Genomic DNA, 18,886 nt, shown 5'->3' with positions numbered 1-18,886 from the left:
CTTTTTTTTGGAGATTTATCATGCCAGTATTTAGTGTCACGGGCGACGTCGATCCCTTCCTCCACGTCAGCATGAAGCAGGGCGAAACCATCTATTGCGAATCGGATGCGATGGTGATGATGGAGACGGCGCTGGACTTGAAAGGCAAGATGACGGGCGGCTTGGGCAGCGCCATCATGCGCCGCTTCGCGAATGGCGAATCGTTCTTCCAGCAGCACATCGAAGCGGTACGCGGCAGCGGCGACTGCCTGCTCTCGCCCACCCTGCCGGGCGCCATCGAAGTGGTCGACGTGGGCGCGCGCCAGTACCTGCTCAACGACGGCGCCTTTGTCGCCGCCACCTCGGGCACGGAAATGAAGGTGCGCACGCAAAGCATCGGCAACGCGCTGTTCGCCCAGTCTGGCGGTTTCTTCGTCATGGAGACGGCCGGCACGGGGCAAGTGGTGGTGTCGGGCTTCGGCTCCATGTTCCAGCTCGACGTCGAGCCGGGCAAGGATGTTGTGATCGACAATTCCCACGTGGTGTGCTGGGACAATAGCCTGAAATACGAGATTTCCGTGACCACGGGCGGCGGCGCCAGCGGCGGCGGCATCGGCGGCTTCCTCGGCAATATCGTCAACAGCGTGACCAGCGGCGAAGGCATCGTGCTGCGCTTTTCCGGCTCGGGCAAGGTCTTCATCTGCTCGCGCAACCGCGATGCATTCCTGAAGTGGACGGCATCCGGCAAAGCCGGCTGATCCCCTCTATCTAAGGCCAGGTTAAGTCTGGTCGTTTAGACTCCCCGCGCGCGCACCTGCGCGCGGCTTCCCCTATTTCCACCCGGTCCCAGTACATGCAAAGAGTTTGGTTCAACAAAACATTTTCCTCGGTCGGCACGGCCATGCGTTTGATCCGCGAAGCCGACATGGCCGCCACTGGCGGCGCGCCCCGCTATCACATCGTGTGCAGCAATACGAACGCGCACGCGGCCGCCTTCCTGTCGGCCCACGAATATGCGGTCGAACCGTCAGGACTGACGGGGCACAATTATGTCGAGTGGTGCCTGGAGTTTTGCCGCGAGCGGGGTATCACGATTTTCTGGCCCGGCAAGGAAGCGGGCCTGATCGGCAGCGCCAGCGCGCGCTTCGCCGCCCTCGGTACGCGCGTACTCAGCGTGGCCACCGAAGAGGTACTGGACCTGATGCACGACAAGGCACGCTTCTGCGACGGCCTCGACCTGCCCATGGCGCGCCCGGCCGACTACCGCGCCGTGACCACCATCGCGCAATACGATGCCGCCTACGCCGAACTGCGCCCCCTGCACCGCAAGCTGTGCATCAAGCCGTCCGAATCCGTGTATGCCCTGGGCTTTGCCATACTCGATGAAGAGCGCAGCAGCGCCCAGCTGCTGCTGGCCGGCGCCGCCTACCAGATCAATGCGCAGGAGCTGCGCAGCGGCCTGGCGCAGATGGAAACGTTCAAGACCCTGCTGCTGATGGAATACCTCGATGGCCACGAATACAGCGCCGACTGCGTCGCAGACCAGGGCAAGCTGATTTGCGTCGTGCCGCGCAAGAAGCTGCATGGGGGCGGCAGCGGCCAGCTGATCGAACTGCGCACAGACTTGCTGGCAGCCTGCGACAAACTGGCGCGCGACTACCGCCTCAATGGCGTGTTCAACATCCAGTTCCGCGAAGGCGCCAACGGCCTGGCCTTGTTGGAGATTAACCCGCGCATGTCGGGCGGCATCGGCATGGCGTGCGCGGCGGGTCCCAACCTGCCCTACCTGGCGCTGGCCGGCTTCGACCAGGGCTTTGACAAGCTCAGCGTGCCCGCCATCCACGAAGGCATGCGCGTGGGCGAAGCCGCCTACGCCGTGGAGCTGCCATGAACAGCGTCAAGAAGCAGATGCCCACGGGCGAGCTGACCCTGAAGGTGGACGAGGCGCGCTTTCCACTGGACTGGCTGATCGGCTTTGCCGCGCGCGCCAACGCCAAGCGCGGCTTCCTGTTCCTTTCGAAAGTGCTGGGCAAGCACTGGCCCGTCACGCCGCGCGCCATGCAAGCCATCCACGACGACCTGGCCGCGCAAATCCCCCCCAGCCTGCCCGGCCCCGTGGTCTTTATCGCCATGGCGGAAACGGCCGTCGGCCTTGGCCAGGGCGTGTTCGAAGCCTGGCTGCGCGCCAATCCGAATGGAAAAGCGCTGTTTTTGCACAGCTCGCGCTACCGCGTGGGTACGGTGCCCTTCTTCGAGTTCGAGGAATCGCACAGCCACGCGCCACGCCAGTTTCTGCACTTGTCAGACGCGGCCAGCGCGCTGTTTTCCACCGCGCGCAGCCTGGTGCTGATCGACGATGAAGCGTCGACCGGCAACACCTTCGCCAACCTGGTGCAAGTGTGCCGCGCGCGCTATCCGCAGCTGGAAAAACTGCACCTGGGCGTGATCACCAATTTCATGGGCCAGGCCGCCAACGCGGGCTTGAGTGAGCGTTTCGGCCTGCCAACCACCGTCGGCGCGGCGCTGTCCGGCCACTACGCCTTCCAGGCCGGCGATGCGCCCGCGCCGATAGCGGCCAGCGCGCAGCGCTTCGAAGCGAATGCGGAACGCGGCGCCAGCCCCGCCTTCGGGCGCATCGGCGTGGGACGCGCCCTCACGCCGCCGCAAGGCCTGGCGATCCAGCTGGCGCAGGAAATCGGCGCCGGCGACTCCGTGCTGGTGTTGGGCACGGGCGAATTCATGCACCCGTCGTTCCTGCTCGCGCGCGAACTGGAAAGCCTGGGCAAGAACGTGGTGGTGCAATCGACCACGCGCTCGCCCATCCTGTCGTGGGGCTCCGTCGGCCATATCGTCCACTGCGACGACAATTACGGCGAAGGCATCGCCAATTACCTGTACAACGTGGCGCCTGGCCAGTACCAGCACGTTTTCATCTGCCATGAAACGCCGGCCAGCCTGGCCCTCATGCAACTCGCCGGCCAGTTGAATGGCCGCCTGTTCCACTTTCAGTCAGAGACCAAAATTGAAGAAATTCCTGTTTGTTGATCTGGACGACACACTGTTCCAGACCCCGAAAAAATGCCCGGGCGAGACCGACCTGCAAGCGGCCGCCTATTTGAAAAATGGCGACGCCTGTTCGTTTACGACGGCGCGCCAGCGTGCCTTCTTTGAGTTTGCGCAAAGCGGCATGACCCTGATCCCCGCCACGGCGAGAAATGGCGACGCGTTTCGCAGAGTCGACCTGCCGTTTACCAGCTACAGCGTGCTCGATTACGGCGGCATCGTGCTGCAGCCGGGCGGCGCGCTCGACGCCGGCTGGCTGGCCCTGATGCAAGGCGACATGCAGACGGCGCTGCCCGGCCTGCAGGATGCCATACGCATCATCGACGATTTCCAGGTCAAGGCGGGCATGCCTTCACGCGCGCGCCTGATCGAAGATTACAACACGCCGTTCTACATCGTCGTCAAGGACCATGAAGCGCGCGGCGAACGCCTGGCCGACATCGAAGAGCAAGTGCTGCAGCAGTGGATCGCCACCGAAGGTTCGAACTACTTCATCCACCGCAACGGCAACAACCTGGCCGTGCTGCCGAAGACCTTGAACAAGGCGCGCGCCGTGGCTTACCTGCGCGCGGAGCTGGAAGCCGAACATGGCCCCATCGTCAGCTTCGGCATGGGCGACAGCCGTTCCGACGCGCGTTTCATGGCCGCCTGCGACTACGCCATCATCCCCAACGGCACCCAGCTGGCGGCACTCACGGTGGCGGCGCTATGACCGAAGGCACGCAGCATTTCAGCGGCAGCTACCGCCAGGAAGACGTGGAGTTTTTGCTCACGCCGATGGCGCTCGAACCCATCCTCGACCTGGCCGAAAAAGAGCGCTTGATCCAGTCCGGCCAGCGCCACTACAGCGAAATGCTGTCGCCCGAATCCCTGCCCTCGCCCGCCTACCTGGCCCTGTTCCAGAGCGCATTTGCGGCCAACCGCCTGCAGATGGCGCGCGACTGTCTGCGCCTGGCAGCCCTGATCGCCGCGCGCCGCACTGGCGCCATCACGCTGGTGTCGCTGGCGCGCGCCGGCACGCCCGTGGGCGTCATCCTGGGGCACTTGCTGCGCCAGGTATTCCAGCGCGAGTGCAGCCATTATTCCGTCTCCATCATCCGCGACCGCGGCATCGATGCGAATGCATTGAAACACATCTTGGCGCAGGGCCACAGTGACGCCTCCATCGTCTTCGTCGATGGCTGGACGGGCAAGGGCGTGATTTCGCGCGAATTGCGCCAGACGGTGCACGATTTCAACGCCGCCAATGGCACGGCGATCGACGGCGGCCTGTTCGTGCTGTCCGACCTGGCCGGCACGGCCGCCTGCGCCGCGTCGTCGGGCGACTACCTGATCCCGTCAAGCATTTTGAACGCCACCGTCTCGGGCCTGGTCAGCCGCTCCGTGCTCAATGAAGCCATCGGCCCCGACGACTTCCACGGCTGCGTGTACTACGCGCAGTTCGAGCAGCACGACCAGTCGCGCGATTTCGCCGACGGCCTGGTGGCCGACGCCATGGCCATTGCCGCCAGCAGCGGCATCCCGCTGGCCGAAGCGAGCGATGCGCCGGCCATGGCGGTGCGCTCGCAAGCCTACATGGCCGCTGCGCAGCAGGAATACGGCATCAGCGACATCAACCTGATCAAGCCAGGCATCGGCGAAGCGACGCGCGTGCTGCTGCGCCGCGTGCCCGAGCGCCTGATCGTGCGCGACACGAATGCGCCGGACGTGGCACATTTGCTGCTTCTGGCGCAGGAAAAAGCCATACCCGTCATAGTAGAACCGGCGCTGCCTTACCAGGCGGTCGCCCTTATCAGGAGCGCAGTCGATGGATAACAACTCCCTACACCCACAAAGTGAACACAAGGCGGCGCTGGGCGCCTCCATGTACGTGCCGACCACGCACAAGGACTTGCTGGCGATCGCCAATGGCGACAAATTCAGCCATTTGCGCTCGGTCATTCTTTGCACCGAAGACGCCATCGCGGAACGCGACCTCAGTTACGCGCTGTTCAACCTGTCGCTGGCGCTGCAAAACATGTGCGACGAGTCCGATACCTTGCGCTTCGTGCGCGTGCGTAATCTCGACGTGCTGGCGCGCGTGCTGGCCATGCCGGGTGCCGAAAAATTGAGCGGCTTCGTGCTGCCGAAATCCACGCGCCACAACTTCGCCGCCTACTTCGAGCTGGTGCGCCACACGCATCACTTGCTGATGCCGACGCTGGAAACGGCGGAAGTGTTCGACGACGAGGAAATGAAGCAGTTCCGCATCATCCTGTCGGCGCCGGAAGTGCGCCGCCGCATCCTGGCGCTGCGCATCGGCGGCAACGACTTGTTGGCCCTGCTGGGACTGCGCCGCCCCACCAGCGGCACCATCTATCAGACGCCGCTGGGCCAGGTCATCGGCCGCCTGGTAACGATCTTCAAGCCGCACGGCTTCCAGCTGACGGCGCCCGTCTTCGAGCACCTGTCGCAGGGTAGCTGGCTGGACGCCGAAGTGGCGCAGGACATGGCGCACGGCATGATCGCCAAGACGGCCATCCACCCGGACCAGGTGCCGCAGATCGAGCGCCATTACCAGGTGGCGCAGTCGGACATCGAACTGGCATTGCGCATCATCGACCCGGATAGTCCCGCCGTGTTCCGCATGCAGGAATCGATGTGCGAAGTGGCGACCCACTCCAGCTGGGCGCAGCGCATCATCGAACAGGCGCGCCTGTTCGGCATCCGCCATGCTGCCGACGCGGCACCGGCGCACGTGCCGACTACCTCATTGACTCAACTCTCAAGCGACGAAGGGATTGCACGACCATGACCAATTTCACACGCGGACAAAAAGGCAAACTGGCTGACCTGGGCTTGAACGGTCCCTTTGCCGTCACGCTCGATATCGTTTCGGGCTCGATGGAAGTGGACGTCAGCTGCTTCGGCGTCGATGCGGCCGGCAAGCTGTCGGACGACCGCTACATGGTGTTCTTCAACCAGAAAAGCGCGCCGGACAACGCCATCACGGTGGACTTGAACGGCCCCCGTTCCACCTTCCAGGTCGACCTTTCCCGTCTGCCCGCCTCGATCGACAAGCTGGTGTTTACGGCGGCGACGGAACAGGGCAGCATGCGCGCGCTGGGCAATTCCAGCATGGCGCTGGGCCAGGCCGCCACGTTCGCTTTCACGGGCAATGACTTCCAGGACGAAAAAGCCGTCATCATCGGCGAACTGTATCGCCGCGACGGCAGCTGGCGCTTCGGCGCCGTGGGCCAGGGCTTCGCCGGTGGCCTGGCAGCGCTGCTGAAGCACTTCGGCGGCAGCGAGGCGGCTTCTTCGTCCCCGGCTCCCGTGTCCACGCCAGCAGCGCCACCGCCACCAGCGGCGAATAAAATCTCGCTGTCGAAAATCCGCCTGGAAAAACGCGGCGACAAAATCTCGCTCGACAAGCGCGACAGCGGCGGCTATGGCCGCATCAAGGTCAACCTGAACTGGAACCAGAACGCCGCGCAAGGCCAGGCGCCCGCCTCGAAGCTGGACACGGGCTTCCTCGGCAAGCTGTTCAACAAGCCGGCCAGCCGTTCGGGCGGCATCGACCTCGATATCGGCTGCCTGTTCGAAATGAGCAATGGCAGCAAGAGCGCCGTGCAAGCCTTGGGCAACAGCTGGGGCGCCTATGACAGGCCGCCCTACATCCACCTGGAAGGCGACGACCGCACGGGCAGCATCAGCAGCGGTGAAAACATCTTCATCAACGGCACCCATTTCGACCAGATCAAGCGCGTGCTCGTCTACGCCTTCATCTACGAAGGCGTGCCAAATTGGGCCGCCACGGATGGCATGGTAACGATCGAGATTCCCGGCCAGCCGACCGTGGAAGTACGCCTCGACAGCGACAGCCAGCACGCCATGTGCGCCATCGCCATGCTGGAAAACCACGGCGGCAACCTGCAGGTGACAAAATTGGTGGAATACTTCGGCGGCCAAGGTAAAATCACGGCGCACCAGGCCATGGACGAAAGATACAATTTTGGCCTCAACTGGAAAGCCGGCCGGAAAGACTAACTCTTTCTCCAACTAAACAATTCACCCCCAACCATGACCCCTACGACCAAAAAAGTCACCTTCGCCTTCGTCATCTTCCTCGTGGCCGGCTTCCTGCTGCTGGCCGCGTACACGTGGATGGCCCTCAGTTTCTCGTATTCGGAAGGCGAACGGGCGGGCTACCTGCAAAAGTTCTCCAAGCGGGGCTGGATCTGCAAGACATGGGAAGGTGAATTGCTGTTGACGGCGCTGCCGGGCACCATCCCGGAAAAATTCCAGTTCAGCGTGCGCGACGAGGAAGTGGCGAAGCAACTGTCGGCCGCTGCCGGCAAACGCATCCTCGTCACCTACAGCCAGCACAAGGGCGTGCCCACGCAATGCTTCGGCGAGACGGAATATTTTGCCGACAAAGTCGTATTGAGCCAGTAATAGGGACAGTAATAGAGACAGTAATACGACCGCAAGTCCAGCAACTCCAGCAACATCGCGCCGGCCAGCCCTTCCAGGCCGGCGCCTCCCCTCCAGCCGCATCATTGGCGCGCCGCACACATTCCCGCTTTCTTATACACTTGGACAATTAGTTCTGACTGAGACATTTTACTAATGTAGTAAATGTGCGTGATGATTGCGCCATCGCATGATGCTCAGCCAGCCAACCTTCAGCCTGCATCATCACCGGAAATTTCATGCGCATACGCCCCGCCGCCTTGGCCTTGCTGGCCGCCTCGCTCCCCCTCTCCGCCCCGGCACAGGATATCTCCGGCATGGCCGGCGCCCTGAAAGTCAGTTCGACCAATGAGCGCACCTTTGTGGCCGCCGTCAGCTACACGCAGCCGGTGGGAAGCTACAACGCCGTCAGCCTGTCGTATATCAACGAAGGCCACCCGGAAGACCATCACCGCGACGGCATGGCGGGCCAGTTCTGGCTGCGCACGAAAAAAGTGGAGCAGGGCCTGATGCTGGGCGCCGGCGCGGGCCGCTACTTCTTCTTCGACACGGCCAGGACCGATGACGGCCTGCACAACTTCGACAATGACCACGGCTGGGGTTCCATCGTCAGCCTGCAGGCACGCTGGCAATTCGACAATCGCTGGTATGCGCAAGCGCAAATCAACCGCATCCGCCCCAGCGGCAAGGACAACACCACGCACCTGCTGATCGGCGCCGGCTACCGCTATGATGGCGTGCCGGGCGCCAAGCTGCACTTGCAGAACTGGGCCCACGACGACACCTTGACACTCTCGACGGGCCACACCATCGTCAACAGCTTGCGCTCGGAAAGCGCGCGCCCGTTCACCCTGGAATACCGGCGCGCGGCGGGAAAATACGTGGACTGGACAGTCACCGCCCTCGATGAAGGCGATGCCGACCTGGCGCACCGGCGCGGCGTGGCCACCCAGCTGTGGCTGATCCGTTCACTCAATGAAAAGGTGGAATTCGGCATGGGCGGCGGCCCCTACCTGGCGTGGGATGCGCGCGATACCCAGGGCCACGGCACGCGCCTGACAGGCTTGCTATCGGCCACGGCCCGCTACCACGTCGACCGCCGCTGGGTGGCGCAAGTGGCGTGGAACCGGGTCATCACCGATTATCACCGCGATGCGGATGTGATTTTGGTGGGAGTGGGCAGGAAGTTTTAAACGTTCCAGCCTAGCGCGAACGCCAGACGGCACCGACATCATTCGGCTGCGTCAGGCGTTCGATCACTTCGCGCGTCAAACTGGCCGAGCTGACTTGCTCGGCTTTTGCGCGGGCGGCGCTCAAAGAGCTGGAAAAGACCGTTTGCGGCTGCTCCAGGCTGGCGCGCAGGGCAGCCAGTTCGCGCTCTTGCTGCTGCGCGCGGGCCGTGTCCAGTTCCAGCAACTGCTGCCTGGCGGCCGCCATCGCGCGCGTAGTCTCTGCGGCCTTGCGCTGCAGGGCCGCATGCGCCTGGGCGCTGGCCAGCAAGGCTTGCTGCGCGGCGAGTTTCTCGCTGGCCGCCTGCTGCGCGGCCCGTTCCAGCTGCTCGCGCTGACGCATGGCGTCGAGCGTTTGCTGTTCCATGGCGGCGCGCGTTTCAGCTGCGGCCGTCGCCTGCTTTTCCGCTTCCAGGCGGCCAGCGATGGCTTGCGAAGCGCGTTCTTCGGCGCTGGTGGTCTGGCGCTGCTGCACCAGTTTTTGCGCGATCAAGGCCAGCGACTCGCGTTCGGCCGCGACGAAATCGCGCTCGGATGCCAGCAGCGCATCGGCAGCTTGCGCCTTGTCTTCTTCCACGCGGGCACGCTCGCTATGCACTTGCCCCAGTTCCACGGCCAGGCGCGCCTGCGCCTGCACGGCTTGCGCGGCAGCGGCTTTCTGCTCGCCTTCGAGCAGCGCCTGGTCCATCAGGATGCGAATGGCGTCGGCTTCCTTTTGTGCCGCTTCCCGCAAGGCCTGTTCGGCCGCGTGCTGGCCGCGCAGCAGTGCCGCTTGCGCGCCTTCTGCGGCGCTGCGTTCCTGCGCCGCGTTGCACGCCAGCGCTTCCGCTTCGAGTTTTTCTTTCAGGGCGACGAGGGCTGCTTGTTCGGCGGCCAGGCGCTCCTGCTCGGCTTGCAGCAGCTGCTCCGCCTGCCGGGCTTTTTCCTGCGCCAGTTGTGACGCCTGCGCCTGCGCAGCCAAGGTCGCCTTGCCGGCATCGACCTCGGCCTGCTCGGCGTCATTCTGGCTGGCGGCCAGTTCCGACGCCTGGCGCGCCAGTTCGGCGCGTTCGTGCGCCAGGCTGGCGGCGCGCTGCTGCTCTTCCAGTTCGCGCGCCGCTGCCACGGCGGCTGCCTGCTCGGCCGCTTCGCGCACCTTGGTCTGTTCCAGTGCGGCCGTTTCCGCTTCCAGCTTGGCGTGGCCGGCGATTTCCGCATCCTGTTCGGCCGCTACGCGGGCCAGCGCCACGGCGCGCAGCTGGCGGTCCACCTCGATGCGCGCCTCGGTGGCGGCAAGGATGCGCACGTCGGCATCGCGGCGCGCCTGCGCGCTGGCCACGGCGACCATTTCCAGGCGCTCGCGGTGGATGGCCGCGTCGCGTAATTCCTTTTCCGTCTGCAGGCGCAAACGCAGGGACTGCGCCGCATGGCGTTCCGATTCCGCCTGCGCCAGGGCGATGGCTTCGCGTTCCTGCTCCAGGTGCGCCAGCGCGCGCGCTTCTTCCAGGGCGCGCACTTCGGCGGCAGCGCGGTTGAAGGCCGATTCCAGCGCGATCTGGTCGGCGCGCTCGCGCTGCACCGTCAAGTCCAGCGCCTCGCTTTCCGCTTCGGCCAGCATCTGCGCCGTCTGGCGCGCACCGTGCGCATGGCGCTCGCGTTCACGCGCCAGCACGGCGACTCTGGCGTCGGCCGAGGCGATGCCCACCATTTCTTCCTTGGCCGCCTGCACGGCGGCGACGCGTTCGACGGCTTGCAGGCGCGCCTGCTCCGTCTGCACCTGCAATTCTTCGGCGGCGCGGGCGGCCTGTTCGGCCAGTTCCGACTGCACCGCCACTTGCTCGCAGGCGCGCAAGCGGCTTTCCTGTTCGGCGCGCGAACGCTGTTCGGCGGCCAGGCGGATGGCATTGTCGGACTCCACGCGGGCGCGCAGTTCGGCCGTCTCCTGCTTGACCGCTTCCAGACGGGCCACGCTGGCCTGCGCGGCGGCGCGCATGGTATCGAGACGCTCGCGGTTGGCGGCAATCGCTTCTTCGGCTGCCTGCGCATTTTGCTGTGCGGCGGCGGCGGCGGCCGCATCGATGGCGGCGCGGTCCTCGGCCAGCGAGCGCACGCGCGCCTCGGCCAGCGCGCGGCTTTCGGCGGCGCAGGTGGCCTTCGCTTCCGCTTCCACGCGGGCTATCGCCTCGTGGATGGCCTTCAATTCCATTTTCTGGCGTTCGGCGGTAGGCGCCTTGCTGTCGTTGTCAGTTGCTGGTTCGGCTTGCGGTTCGGCGTGCAATTCGGGCGTGATGGCGACGGCCGGTGCTTCCGCCTTGCGCTCCAGGTCCTTGAAATCATGCAGCGAGACCATGCTGTCCTGGTCGAACTCATCGTCGGCGGAGTACGCGACGGTGAGGGAGGCGGCCTGGCGCGGATTTTGCTGTGCTTGCATGATTTCTCGCTTATTCGGGTGAATTCTTTTGCTTATGGGAATTTATTAACACCATTATCGAGTAAGCGCCTGCAAATCAGCACGGCAAGAAGAGCCTGTTTTACCGCTCTTTTCATGATTTGCCAGGGATTTAAGCGTCCGAGAAAATGCTCAGGGCAAGGCGCATTGCCGAAGGCAGTACGAATAGTACGCCTAGGCAATGCAACGCCGCCATGGGCGTTTTATCGCGCGCTTAAATTGGCCAGAGCGGCGCTTCATCCATCAGCGCCACCTGCTCGCGCAATTCCAGGATACGGTCCTGCCAGTAACGCTGCGTGTTAAACCACGGGAAGGCGACGGGGAAGGCGGGGTCGTCCCAGCGGCGCGCCAGCCAGGCCGAATAATGGATCAGACGCAGGGTGCGCAGCGCTTCGACCAGGTACAGCTGGCGCGGGTCGAAATCGCAAAAGTCTTCGTAGCCGGCCAGGATGTCGCTCATCTGGCGCACCTGGTCGCCCCGTTCGCCCGACAGCATCATCCACAGGTCCTGGATGGCCGGGCCCATGCGGCTGTCATCGAAATCGACGAAATGGGGGCCGGCATCCGTCCACAGCACGTTGCCGCCATGGCAATCGCCATGCGTGCGCAGCACGGCCACGTCGCCCGCGCGGTCATAGCAGCGCTTGACGCCATCGAGCGCCTGCTGCGCCACGCTGGAATACGCGGCCAGCAGTTCTGGCGGCAGGAAATTACCCTCTAGCAAGAACTCGCGCGGCTCGACGCCAAACGTCTGGTGATCGAGTGCCGGCCGTTCCTTATAGGTGGACAGCGCGCCGACGGCGTGGATGCGGCCGATGAAGCGCCCTATCCATTCCAGCGTTGCCGGATCATCCAGCTCGGGCGCGCGGCCACCGTGGCGGGGGAAGACGGCAAAGCGGAAGCCCTGGTACTGGTGCAAGGTACTGCCGTTGATTTCCAGCGCCGGCACCACCTGGATTTCGCGCTCGACCAGCTCGGACACGAACGCGTGTTCTTCCAGGATGGCCGCATCGCTCCAGCGCGCTGGGCGGTAAAATTTCGCCACCAGCGGCGCGCTGTCTTCGATGCCCACCTGGTAGACGCGGTTTTCGTAGCTATTGAGCGCCAGCAGGCGGCCATCGCCGCGCAGCCCCACGCTGTCGAGGGCATCGAGCACGCAATCGGGGCTCAGGGCGGAAAAGGGATGGACGGGCCGGTCGTCCTCGTGCGGCTGGTTTTCATTGTGCATAAGCGACATTGTAAGGCGCACGCGGGCCGCCGGTGCAAACACTTCGGTGATGATGCGCCGCAAGGCGTATACTGGCGCCTTACATTTCATCAAAGAGCAAGCCATGTCACTCGAACAGCCATTATCAGAAAAAGAATTCGACGAATTAGACCAATTCCTGTTGTCGGAGCGCTGCTCCGAAGACGCGATGACCATGGATATGCTGCACGGCTATCTGACGGCCGTCGCCATCGGCCCGGAACCGATCATGCCGGCCGAGTGGTTGCCGCGCGTGTGGGGCGAAGATGCCGAAGATGCACCGAAATTCAAGAACAGCAAGGAAGAAGAACGCATCGTCAACCTGATCATGCGCTTCATGAACGAAGTGCTGGTGACGTTTGAAGTCGCGCCCAAGGAATTCGAAGCCCTGTTCGTCGAGCACGACTACGAAGGCCAGACCCTGATCGACGCCGAAGCCTGGTGCTGGGGCTTCTGGGACGGCATGGAACTGCGTCCTGGCTCGTGGAGTGAAATCTGGACCTCCGAAGTGGCCGAGCTGATGCAGCCGATCTACCTGCTGGGCGCCGACGAAATCAAGGAAGAAGAACTGAAACTGGTGGAAGACCCGGTCAAGGCGCACAAGCTGGCGCAGGAACTGGAAGCGAACCTGCCGGCCATCCACCGTTTCTGGGTACCGCGCCGCAAGGCCCCTGTACAAACCATGAAGCGCGAAGAGCCGAAAGTGGGCCGCAACGACGACTGCCCTTGCGGCAGCGGCAAGAAGTTCAAGAAATGCTGCGGCGCCGAGCCGGCAGCCGAGTAATACCGCAGTAGCATCCCTCTGCGCCGGCGTCCTGCCGGCGCAGCGCTGGCGCTGGCCCCCGGGCTATAATCGCCGCATGAAACTCCCCGACCTGAACCTGCTCGTTGCCCTCGACATCCTGCTCGAGGAAGGCAGCGCCGTGGCCGCCGCGCGGCGCATGCATCTGAGCGCGCCGGCCATGAGCCGCACTCTGGCACGCATCCGCGATGCCATCGGCGACCCCGTCTTCGTGCGCTCCGGGCGCGGCCTGGCGCCCACCCCGCGCGCGCTGGAATTGCGCGAGCAGGTGCGCGGCGTGGTGGAGCAGGCGCACGCCATCTTCACTTCCGGCCGCGAAGTCGACCTGCGCACGCTGGAACGCACTTTCAGCCTGTGCGCCAACGACGTGTTTGTCGGCGCGTATGGCGGCAAGCTGCGCGACCTGCTGGCCGTGCACGCGCCGCACACGGTGCTGCGCTTCGTGCCCGAAGGCGATGGCGCCACGGAAAACGACGCCCTGCACGCGGGCCGCATCGACCTGTACATCAGCGCGCGGCGCGCCTTTGCGCCCGACATCAAGCTGCAGCAGCTGTTTTCCAGCGGCTTTGTCGGCATCGCCCGCAGCGACCATCCGATCTTCGACGGCCCCATCAACCTCGACAGCTTTACCGAGTACGAACATATCAGCGTCTCGCGGCGCGGCCTGGCGCGCGGCCCGTTCGACACCGCCCTGGCCGAGCGCGGCTACACGCGCCGGGTCTCGCTGATCAGCCCCAACTTCCAGTCGGCCATTTTCGCCGTGGCCGATTCGCGCCTGCTGCTGCCGCTGATGCCCACGCCGCTGCTGCCCATCGTCGAGCGCCTGGGCTTGAAGCTGCGCCAGTTCCCGCTGCCCATCCCCGTCGACAACGTGGAAGTGTTCCAGGCCTGGCACCCGCGTCTGGACCACGACCATGCGCACCGCTGGCTGCGGCGCATGATCAAGGACTTGTGCACGGGGTCAGACCCTTGCGGGTCTGACCCCAGCATTTGATTGGGGGGAGTTTGATTTGAACTCACCCGCCAGACGCCAAACCCAACGACAAAGACCGGGGTCCGACCCCACTCATCATTGCGCCAGACGCAATCCAGACTTCACCTATTATCAATTTTCACAAGATTCACGGCTACCTATACTGCGTGGACTGATCCTCATCCACGGAGTTGCCTGTGTCTGCTGTACTGCTTACCGGCGCCGCCCCCGCGGCCGCGCCACCCGCGCCACCCGCCCCTCCCGCACCTCCCGCCTTCGGCCTGCGCCTGGCCACGGGCCTGGCCGGCGTGCTGCTGGCCGTGCTGGTGTCCGGCCTGAATGAAAACATCACCAAGGTCGCGCTGGCCGACATCCGCGGCGCCATGGGCATCGCGCGCGACGACGCCAGCTGGCTCGTGGCCCTGTACGCGGCCGCCTCGGTGTCGGCCATGGCGTTCGCGCCGTGGTGCTCCGTCACCTTCTCGCTGCGCCGCCTGACGGCCACCGCCATCATTGTCTGCATGGCCGCCGGCGTACTGTGCCCGTTCGCGCCGAACCTCTCCGTGCTGATGCTGCTGCGCGTGGTGCAGGGCGCGGCCGGCGGCGCCCTGCCGCCCATGCTGATGACGGTGGCGCTGCGCTTCCTGCCGCCGAATATCAAGTTGTATGGCCTGGGCGGCTATGCGCTGAGCGCCACCTTCGGTCCCAGCCTGGGCACGCCGCTGGCCGCCTTCTGGACCGAGTATCTGGGCTGGCAATGGGCCTTCTGGCAAGTCGTCCCGGGCAGCATCGTCGCCCTGCTGATGGTGTCCTGGGGCTTGCCGCAAGACCCGCTGCGCCTGGAGCGCTTGCGCCAGTTCGACTGGCGCGGCCTGCTGCTTGGACTGCCCGCCATCAGCATGCTGGTAGTCGGCATGCTGCAGGGCGAGCGCCTGGCTTGGTTCGCCTCGCCGCTGATCTGCGTGCTGCTGGGCGGCGGCCTCCTGCTGCTGGTGCTGTTCTTCATCAACGAGTGGTCGCACCCACTGCCATTTTTCAAGCTGCAGCTACTGTCGCGGCGCAACCTCAGCCACGCCCTGCTAACCCTGGGCGGCGTGCTGTTCGTGCTGCTGGCCGTGATCCTGATTCCCTCGTCCTACCTGGCGCAGGTGCACGCCTATCGCCCGCTGCAGACGGCGCCCGTGATGCTGATGGTGGCGCTGCCGCAGCTGATCGCCCTGCCGCTGGTGGCCGCCCTGTGCAATATCCGCGCCGTCGACTGCCGCTGGGTGCTGGCCATCGGCCTGGCCCTGCTGGCCCTGTCCTGCGTGCTCGGTGCGCGCATGTCGCCGGACTGGATCCGCACGCATTTCTACCTGCTGCAAGCGGTGCAGATTTTTGCGCAACCGATGGCCGTGATTCCCTTGCTGCTGCTGGCCACCACGGGCCTGGCGCCACAGGATGGCCCTTTCGCCTCGGCCTGGTTCAACACCATCAAGGGCATGTCGGCCGTCGTCGCCACCGGCGTGCTCGATGCGCTGATCACGCGCCGCAACCACTTTCATTCGACGGTGCTCAGTGAGCGCCTGGGCAATCTGCCTGCCGGCGTGGACATGGAAGGATTGGCGCAGCGCATGCATGCGCAAGTCGTCACCCTGACCTCGTCCGACCTGTACCTCACGGTGGCCGCCATCGCGCTGGCCATGATTGTGATCATTCCCATCCTGCCGACGCGCGTCTATCCGCCACGCGCCGCCTGACTTTTACTTCACGAAAGAGCTTCACCATGCAAAAATCCATACTGCGCTCGCGCGCTTTCATCCTCGGCCTGGCCCTGCTGGCCTGCGCCCTCGCCTTTTGCGCCTGGCAACTGCTGTTCGCCCATGGCGACGAACAACGCACCGACGACGCCTTCGTCAGCGCCGACTACACCGTGCTCTCCCCCAAGGTGGGTGGCATCGTGCGGGACGTGCTGGTTGAAGACAACCAGACTGTCAAGGCGGGTCAGCTGCTGGCGCGCATCGACGACCGCGATTACCAGGCCGCCGCCGCCTCGGCCCGCGCCGACGTCGCCGGCGCCGAAGCGCAGCTGGCGAATGCCCGCGCTACCTTGCAGCGCCAGCAATCGGTAATCGAACAGGCCAGCACCCTGGTCGACGCCAACCAGGCGGAAGACAAACTGGCGCAGCAGGAACTGGCCCGCTCGCAGCATCTGGCCGGCCAGGGCGCGGGCAGCGTGCAGAACGCACAGCAGGCGCAATCGCGCTTCGACGTGAGCCGCGCGCGCCTGGCGCAAAACCGCGCCGCCCTGGTCTCCACCCGCAAGCAGACGGACATTTTTCAGGCGCAGCAAGGCGCGGCCGAAGCGTCCCTGCTGCGCGCCCGCGCCGGTCTGCAACGGGCCGAACTGGATCTGTCGCATACGCAGCTGCGCGCCCCCATCGACGGCATCGTGGGACGCCGCGCCGTGCGCGTCGGCGCCCTGGTGGCGCCCGGCGCCAGCCTGATGGCCGTGGTGCCCTTGAACCGCAGCTTCATCGTCGCCAACCTGCAGGAAACCCAGTTGACCCACGTGCGCCAGGGCCAGCGCGCCAGCATCGCCGTCGACGCCTATCCGGGCGTGCTCCTGCACGGCACGGTGCACAGCATCGCGCCGGCCACGGGCGTGACGTTTGCCGCCATCGCACCGGAAAACGCCACCGGCAACTTCACCAAGGTGGTGCAGCGCATCCCCGTCAGGATCGCGCTCGAACCGGGCCAGGATGGCGAACATCGCTTGCGCGTGGGCATGTCGGCCGAAGTGCGCATCGATACGGCCATGCGCCGTCAACAGCTGCAACAGGTGAGCGCACGATGAAAGCACTGATACTCATCACGGCCCTGGGCCTGGCCGGCTGTGCCAGCGTCGGCAGCGACTTCCAGCGCCCGCACAACGATCTGGGACAGCAATGGCGCCAGGCGCAGGACGCCCGTTTCGCCGCAGCACAGGATGGCGCCATCGAACAGCGCTGGTGGGACAGCTTTGGCGACGCGACTTTGTCCGCCCTGCTGCAGCGCGCCGCCGGCGCCAACCTCGACCTGCTGGCGGCAAGCAGCCGGCTGGAACAGAGCCGCGCCGCGCGCGGTGTGGCCGGCGCCGCGCAAGGCCCGTCGCTGGGTGCGAATGGCAGCTACAGCCGCGCGCGCAACAGCGAACAAGGCTTGAGCGACCCGTCGCGCAACAACGGCCAGTCCGCCTACAGCCTGTGGCAAGGCAATCTCGACGCGGCCTGGGAACTGGACCTGTGGGGCCGCGTGCGGCGCGAAGTGGAAGCGGCTGATGCGCGTGTCGACGTGGCCGTGGAAACGCAGCGCGGCGTGCTGCTGGCCGTGCTGGCCGAAACGGCGCGCGACTACATCGAGCTGCGCGGCGCGCAGCAGACGCTGGCCATCACGCAGCAACTGCTCGATATCGCCCGCCACACATTGAACCTGACCCGCATCCGCCTGCGCGAAGGCGTGGCGACGCAGCTCGACGAGGCCGAGGCGGCAGCCCACGTGGCCACCATCGAAGCGCGCCTGCCACAGCTAGCGCAGCGCGAAGCGCGCCTGGGCAATGCCCTCGCCCTCTTGCTGGCGCTGCCGCCGCAGTCCCTGCAGGCGGAACTGGCAGCCGGCAAGGACATTCCGTTTGTCGCCATGCAGGTGCAACTGGGCGTGCCGAGCAGCCTGGCCGAACGGCGGCCCGACATCCGCCGCGCCGAAGCGCAGCTGCACGCGGCCACGGCCACCATCGGCGTGGCGCAAGGCGATTTTTATCCGCGCATCACCCTCTCTGGCAGCATCGGCCTGCAGGCGATGCAGCTGTCCGATATCGGCTGGGACGCCAGGCGCTTTGCCTTCGGCCCCGGCTTCAGCGTGCCCCTGTTCGACGGCGGCCGCCTGCGCGGCAACTTGCAATTGCGCGAGGCGCAGCAGCAGGAAGCAGCCATCGCCTACCGCCAGACGGTGCTGGCCGCCTGGCACGAGGTGGAAGACGCGCTGTCTGGCTACCAGGCCAACGCTCGCCGCCAGGCCAGCCTCGATGAAGCCGTCAAGCAGGGGCGGCGCGCGCTGGGCAGCGCGGAACTGCAATACCGCCAGGGCGGCACGGACCTGCTCAACGTGCTGCATGTGCAGAACACCTTATTGAACAACGAAGCCGCACTGGTCGACAGCCGCGCCACCGCTGCGCTGTCGCTGGTCCAGGTCTACAAGGCGCTGGGCGGCGGCTGGCAAGTCTTTTCACCTACTAGCGAACAAGGAAACACACGATGAAACCCGATAGCACCCAATTCTCCATCCACGACGTCAGCGACTTTCCCATCGTGCGCTTTCGCCCTGAAACGGTCGTCACCGGCTATGCCCCGCTGTGGGAAAACGACATGGACGCCCTGCTGCGCCACGGTGTACCGTTCGTCCTGCTGTTCGAGGAAGAGCGCAGCGATGAAGCGCACATCGACCGCAAGCGGCGCGGCCTGTGGCTCAAGCATAACAAGGTGGCGCTGGCCGCCCTTTGCCGCGGCCTGGTATCGGTCGAGGCGGACGCGGAGCAGCGCGCGCGCCTGCAGGCGATGGCGGCCGGCGCCATGCAAGCCTTCGGCATCGTGCAGGAGGTGGCCGCCACGCGCGAACAGGCCGAGGCCCTGATGGTGTGGCTGCTGGGCAGCGGCCAGATGGCGCGGCCGCGCGCGGCGGACGTCTGGTGAATCAG

General features: G+C 65.2%; 17 protein-coding genes. 15 read left to right on the top strand and 2 right to left on the bottom strand.

The features are described from left to right. The first annotated feature begins 20 nt into the window (after nt 1-20). The 9 genes from CNX70_RS09145 to CNX70_RS09105 all read left to right on the top strand — a co-directional run bounded on the left by CNX70_RS09145 (nt 21) and on the right by CNX70_RS09105 (nt 8,690). On the top strand, nt 21-737 hold the full coding sequence (locus CNX70_RS09145; RefSeq protein WP_035826041.1) for a TIGR00266 family protein: 717 nt from the start codon (nt 21-23) through the stop codon (nt 735-737). Nucleotides 738-880: 143 nt separating this feature from the next. Beyond that, nucleotides 881-1,870 (top strand): ATP-grasp domain-containing protein, encoded by a 990-nt coding sequence (locus CNX70_RS09140; protein WP_244199088.1) that lies wholly within the window; start codon nt 881-883, stop codon nt 1,868-1,870. After that, a complete protein-coding gene (locus CNX70_RS09135; RefSeq protein ID WP_096234444.1) occupies nt 1,867-3,024 on the top strand; it encodes a phosphoribosyltransferase domain-containing protein in 1,158 nt (385 codons plus the stop codon). Before CNX70_RS09140 ends, CNX70_RS09135 begins: the two co-directional genes overlap by 4 nt. Beyond that, nucleotides 3,002-3,754, top strand: coding sequence for an HAD family hydrolase (locus CNX70_RS09130; RefSeq protein WP_096234443.1), 753 nt, complete (start codon nt 3,002-3,004; stop codon nt 3,752-3,754). The genes CNX70_RS09135 and CNX70_RS09130 overlap by 23 nt, the downstream gene beginning before the upstream one ends. Further along, nucleotides 3,751-4,857 (top strand): cysteine protease StiP family protein, encoded by a 1,107-nt coding sequence (locus CNX70_RS09125; protein ID WP_096234442.1) that lies wholly within the window; start codon nt 3,751-3,753, stop codon nt 4,855-4,857. The genes CNX70_RS09130 and CNX70_RS09125 overlap by 4 nt, the downstream gene beginning before the upstream one ends. Beyond that, entirely contained in the window at nt 4,850-5,836 is a 987-nt protein-coding gene (locus CNX70_RS09120) for an HpcH/HpaI aldolase/citrate lyase family protein (protein ID WP_096234441.1), read from the top strand. The genes CNX70_RS09125 and CNX70_RS09120 overlap by 8 nt, the downstream gene beginning before the upstream one ends. Further along, entirely contained in the window at nt 5,833-7,071 is a 1,239-nt protein-coding gene (locus CNX70_RS09115) for a TerD family protein (protein WP_096234440.1), read from the top strand. Before CNX70_RS09120 ends, CNX70_RS09115 begins: the two co-directional genes overlap by 4 nt. 33 nt (nt 7,072-7,104) lie before the next feature. Further along, entirely contained in the window at nt 7,105-7,479 is a 375-nt protein-coding gene (locus CNX70_RS09110; protein WP_096234439.1) for a DUF8785 domain-containing protein, read from the top strand. 257 nt (nt 7,480-7,736) lie between these two features. Next, nucleotides 7,737-8,690 (top strand): hypothetical protein, encoded by a 954-nt coding sequence (locus tag CNX70_RS09105; RefSeq protein ID WP_096234438.1) that lies wholly within the window; start codon nt 7,737-7,739, stop codon nt 8,688-8,690. 10 nt (nt 8,691-8,700) lie between these two features. Here CNX70_RS09105 and CNX70_RS09100 read toward each other — a convergent pair whose 3' ends face one another. Together CNX70_RS09100 and CNX70_RS09095 are read right to left on the bottom strand one after the other, a co-directional pair. Continuing rightward, nucleotides 8,701-11,136, bottom strand: a complete 2,436-nt coding sequence (locus CNX70_RS09100; protein ID WP_096234437.1) for a hypothetical protein — start codon at nt 11,134-11,136, stop codon at nt 8,701-8,703. Between the two features lie 232 nt (nt 11,137-11,368). Then, nucleotides 11,369-12,382 (bottom strand): serine/threonine protein kinase, encoded by a 1,014-nt coding sequence (locus CNX70_RS09095; RefSeq protein ID WP_096238352.1) that lies wholly within the window; start codon nt 12,380-12,382, stop codon nt 11,369-11,371. A 103-nt stretch (nt 12,383-12,485) separates the two neighbouring features. On the opposite strand from CNX70_RS09095, the gene CNX70_RS09090 reads away from it, so the two are divergent. The 6 genes from CNX70_RS09090 (at nt 12,486) to CNX70_RS09065 (ending at nt 18,881) form a co-directional block, all read left to right on the top strand. Further along, nucleotides 12,486-13,184: a UPF0149 family protein gene (locus tag CNX70_RS09090; protein ID WP_096238351.1), complete on the top strand. Its 699-nt coding sequence runs from the start codon at nt 12,486-12,488 to the stop codon at nt 13,182-13,184. Between the two features lie 76 nt (nt 13,185-13,260). Continuing rightward, nucleotides 13,261-14,196 (top strand): LysR family transcriptional regulator, encoded by a 936-nt coding sequence (locus CNX70_RS09085; RefSeq protein ID WP_096234436.1) that lies wholly within the window; start codon nt 13,261-13,263, stop codon nt 14,194-14,196. Between the two features lie 176 nt (nt 14,197-14,372). Continuing rightward, nucleotides 14,373-15,914: an MFS transporter gene (locus CNX70_RS09080; protein WP_244199087.1), complete on the top strand. Its 1,542-nt coding sequence runs from the start codon at nt 14,373-14,375 to the stop codon at nt 15,912-15,914. Nucleotides 15,915-15,940: 26 nt separating this feature from the next. Beyond that, a complete protein-coding gene (locus CNX70_RS09075; protein ID WP_096234435.1) occupies nt 15,941-17,011 on the top strand; it encodes an HlyD family secretion protein in 1,071 nt (356 codons plus the stop codon). Beyond that, on the top strand, nt 17,008-18,450 hold the full coding sequence (locus CNX70_RS09070; RefSeq protein WP_096234434.1) for an efflux transporter outer membrane subunit: 1,443 nt from the start codon (nt 17,008-17,010) through the stop codon (nt 18,448-18,450). The genes CNX70_RS09075 and CNX70_RS09070 overlap by 4 nt, the downstream gene beginning before the upstream one ends. Continuing rightward, complete coding sequence (locus tag CNX70_RS09065) at nt 18,447-18,881, top strand: hypothetical protein (RefSeq protein WP_208624510.1); 435 nt, start codon at nt 18,447-18,449, stop codon at nt 18,879-18,881. Before CNX70_RS09070 ends, CNX70_RS09065 begins: the two co-directional genes overlap by 4 nt. Nucleotides 18,882-18,886: the final 5 nt, after the last annotated feature.

It is taken from the genome of Janthinobacterium svalbardense (genome assembly GCF_002327145.1).
GTDB classification, from domain to species: Bacteria; Pseudomonadota; Gammaproteobacteria; order Burkholderiales; family Burkholderiaceae_D; genus Janthinobacterium; species Janthinobacterium tructae.
This window is presented reverse-complemented; position numbering and strand designations above follow the sequence as displayed.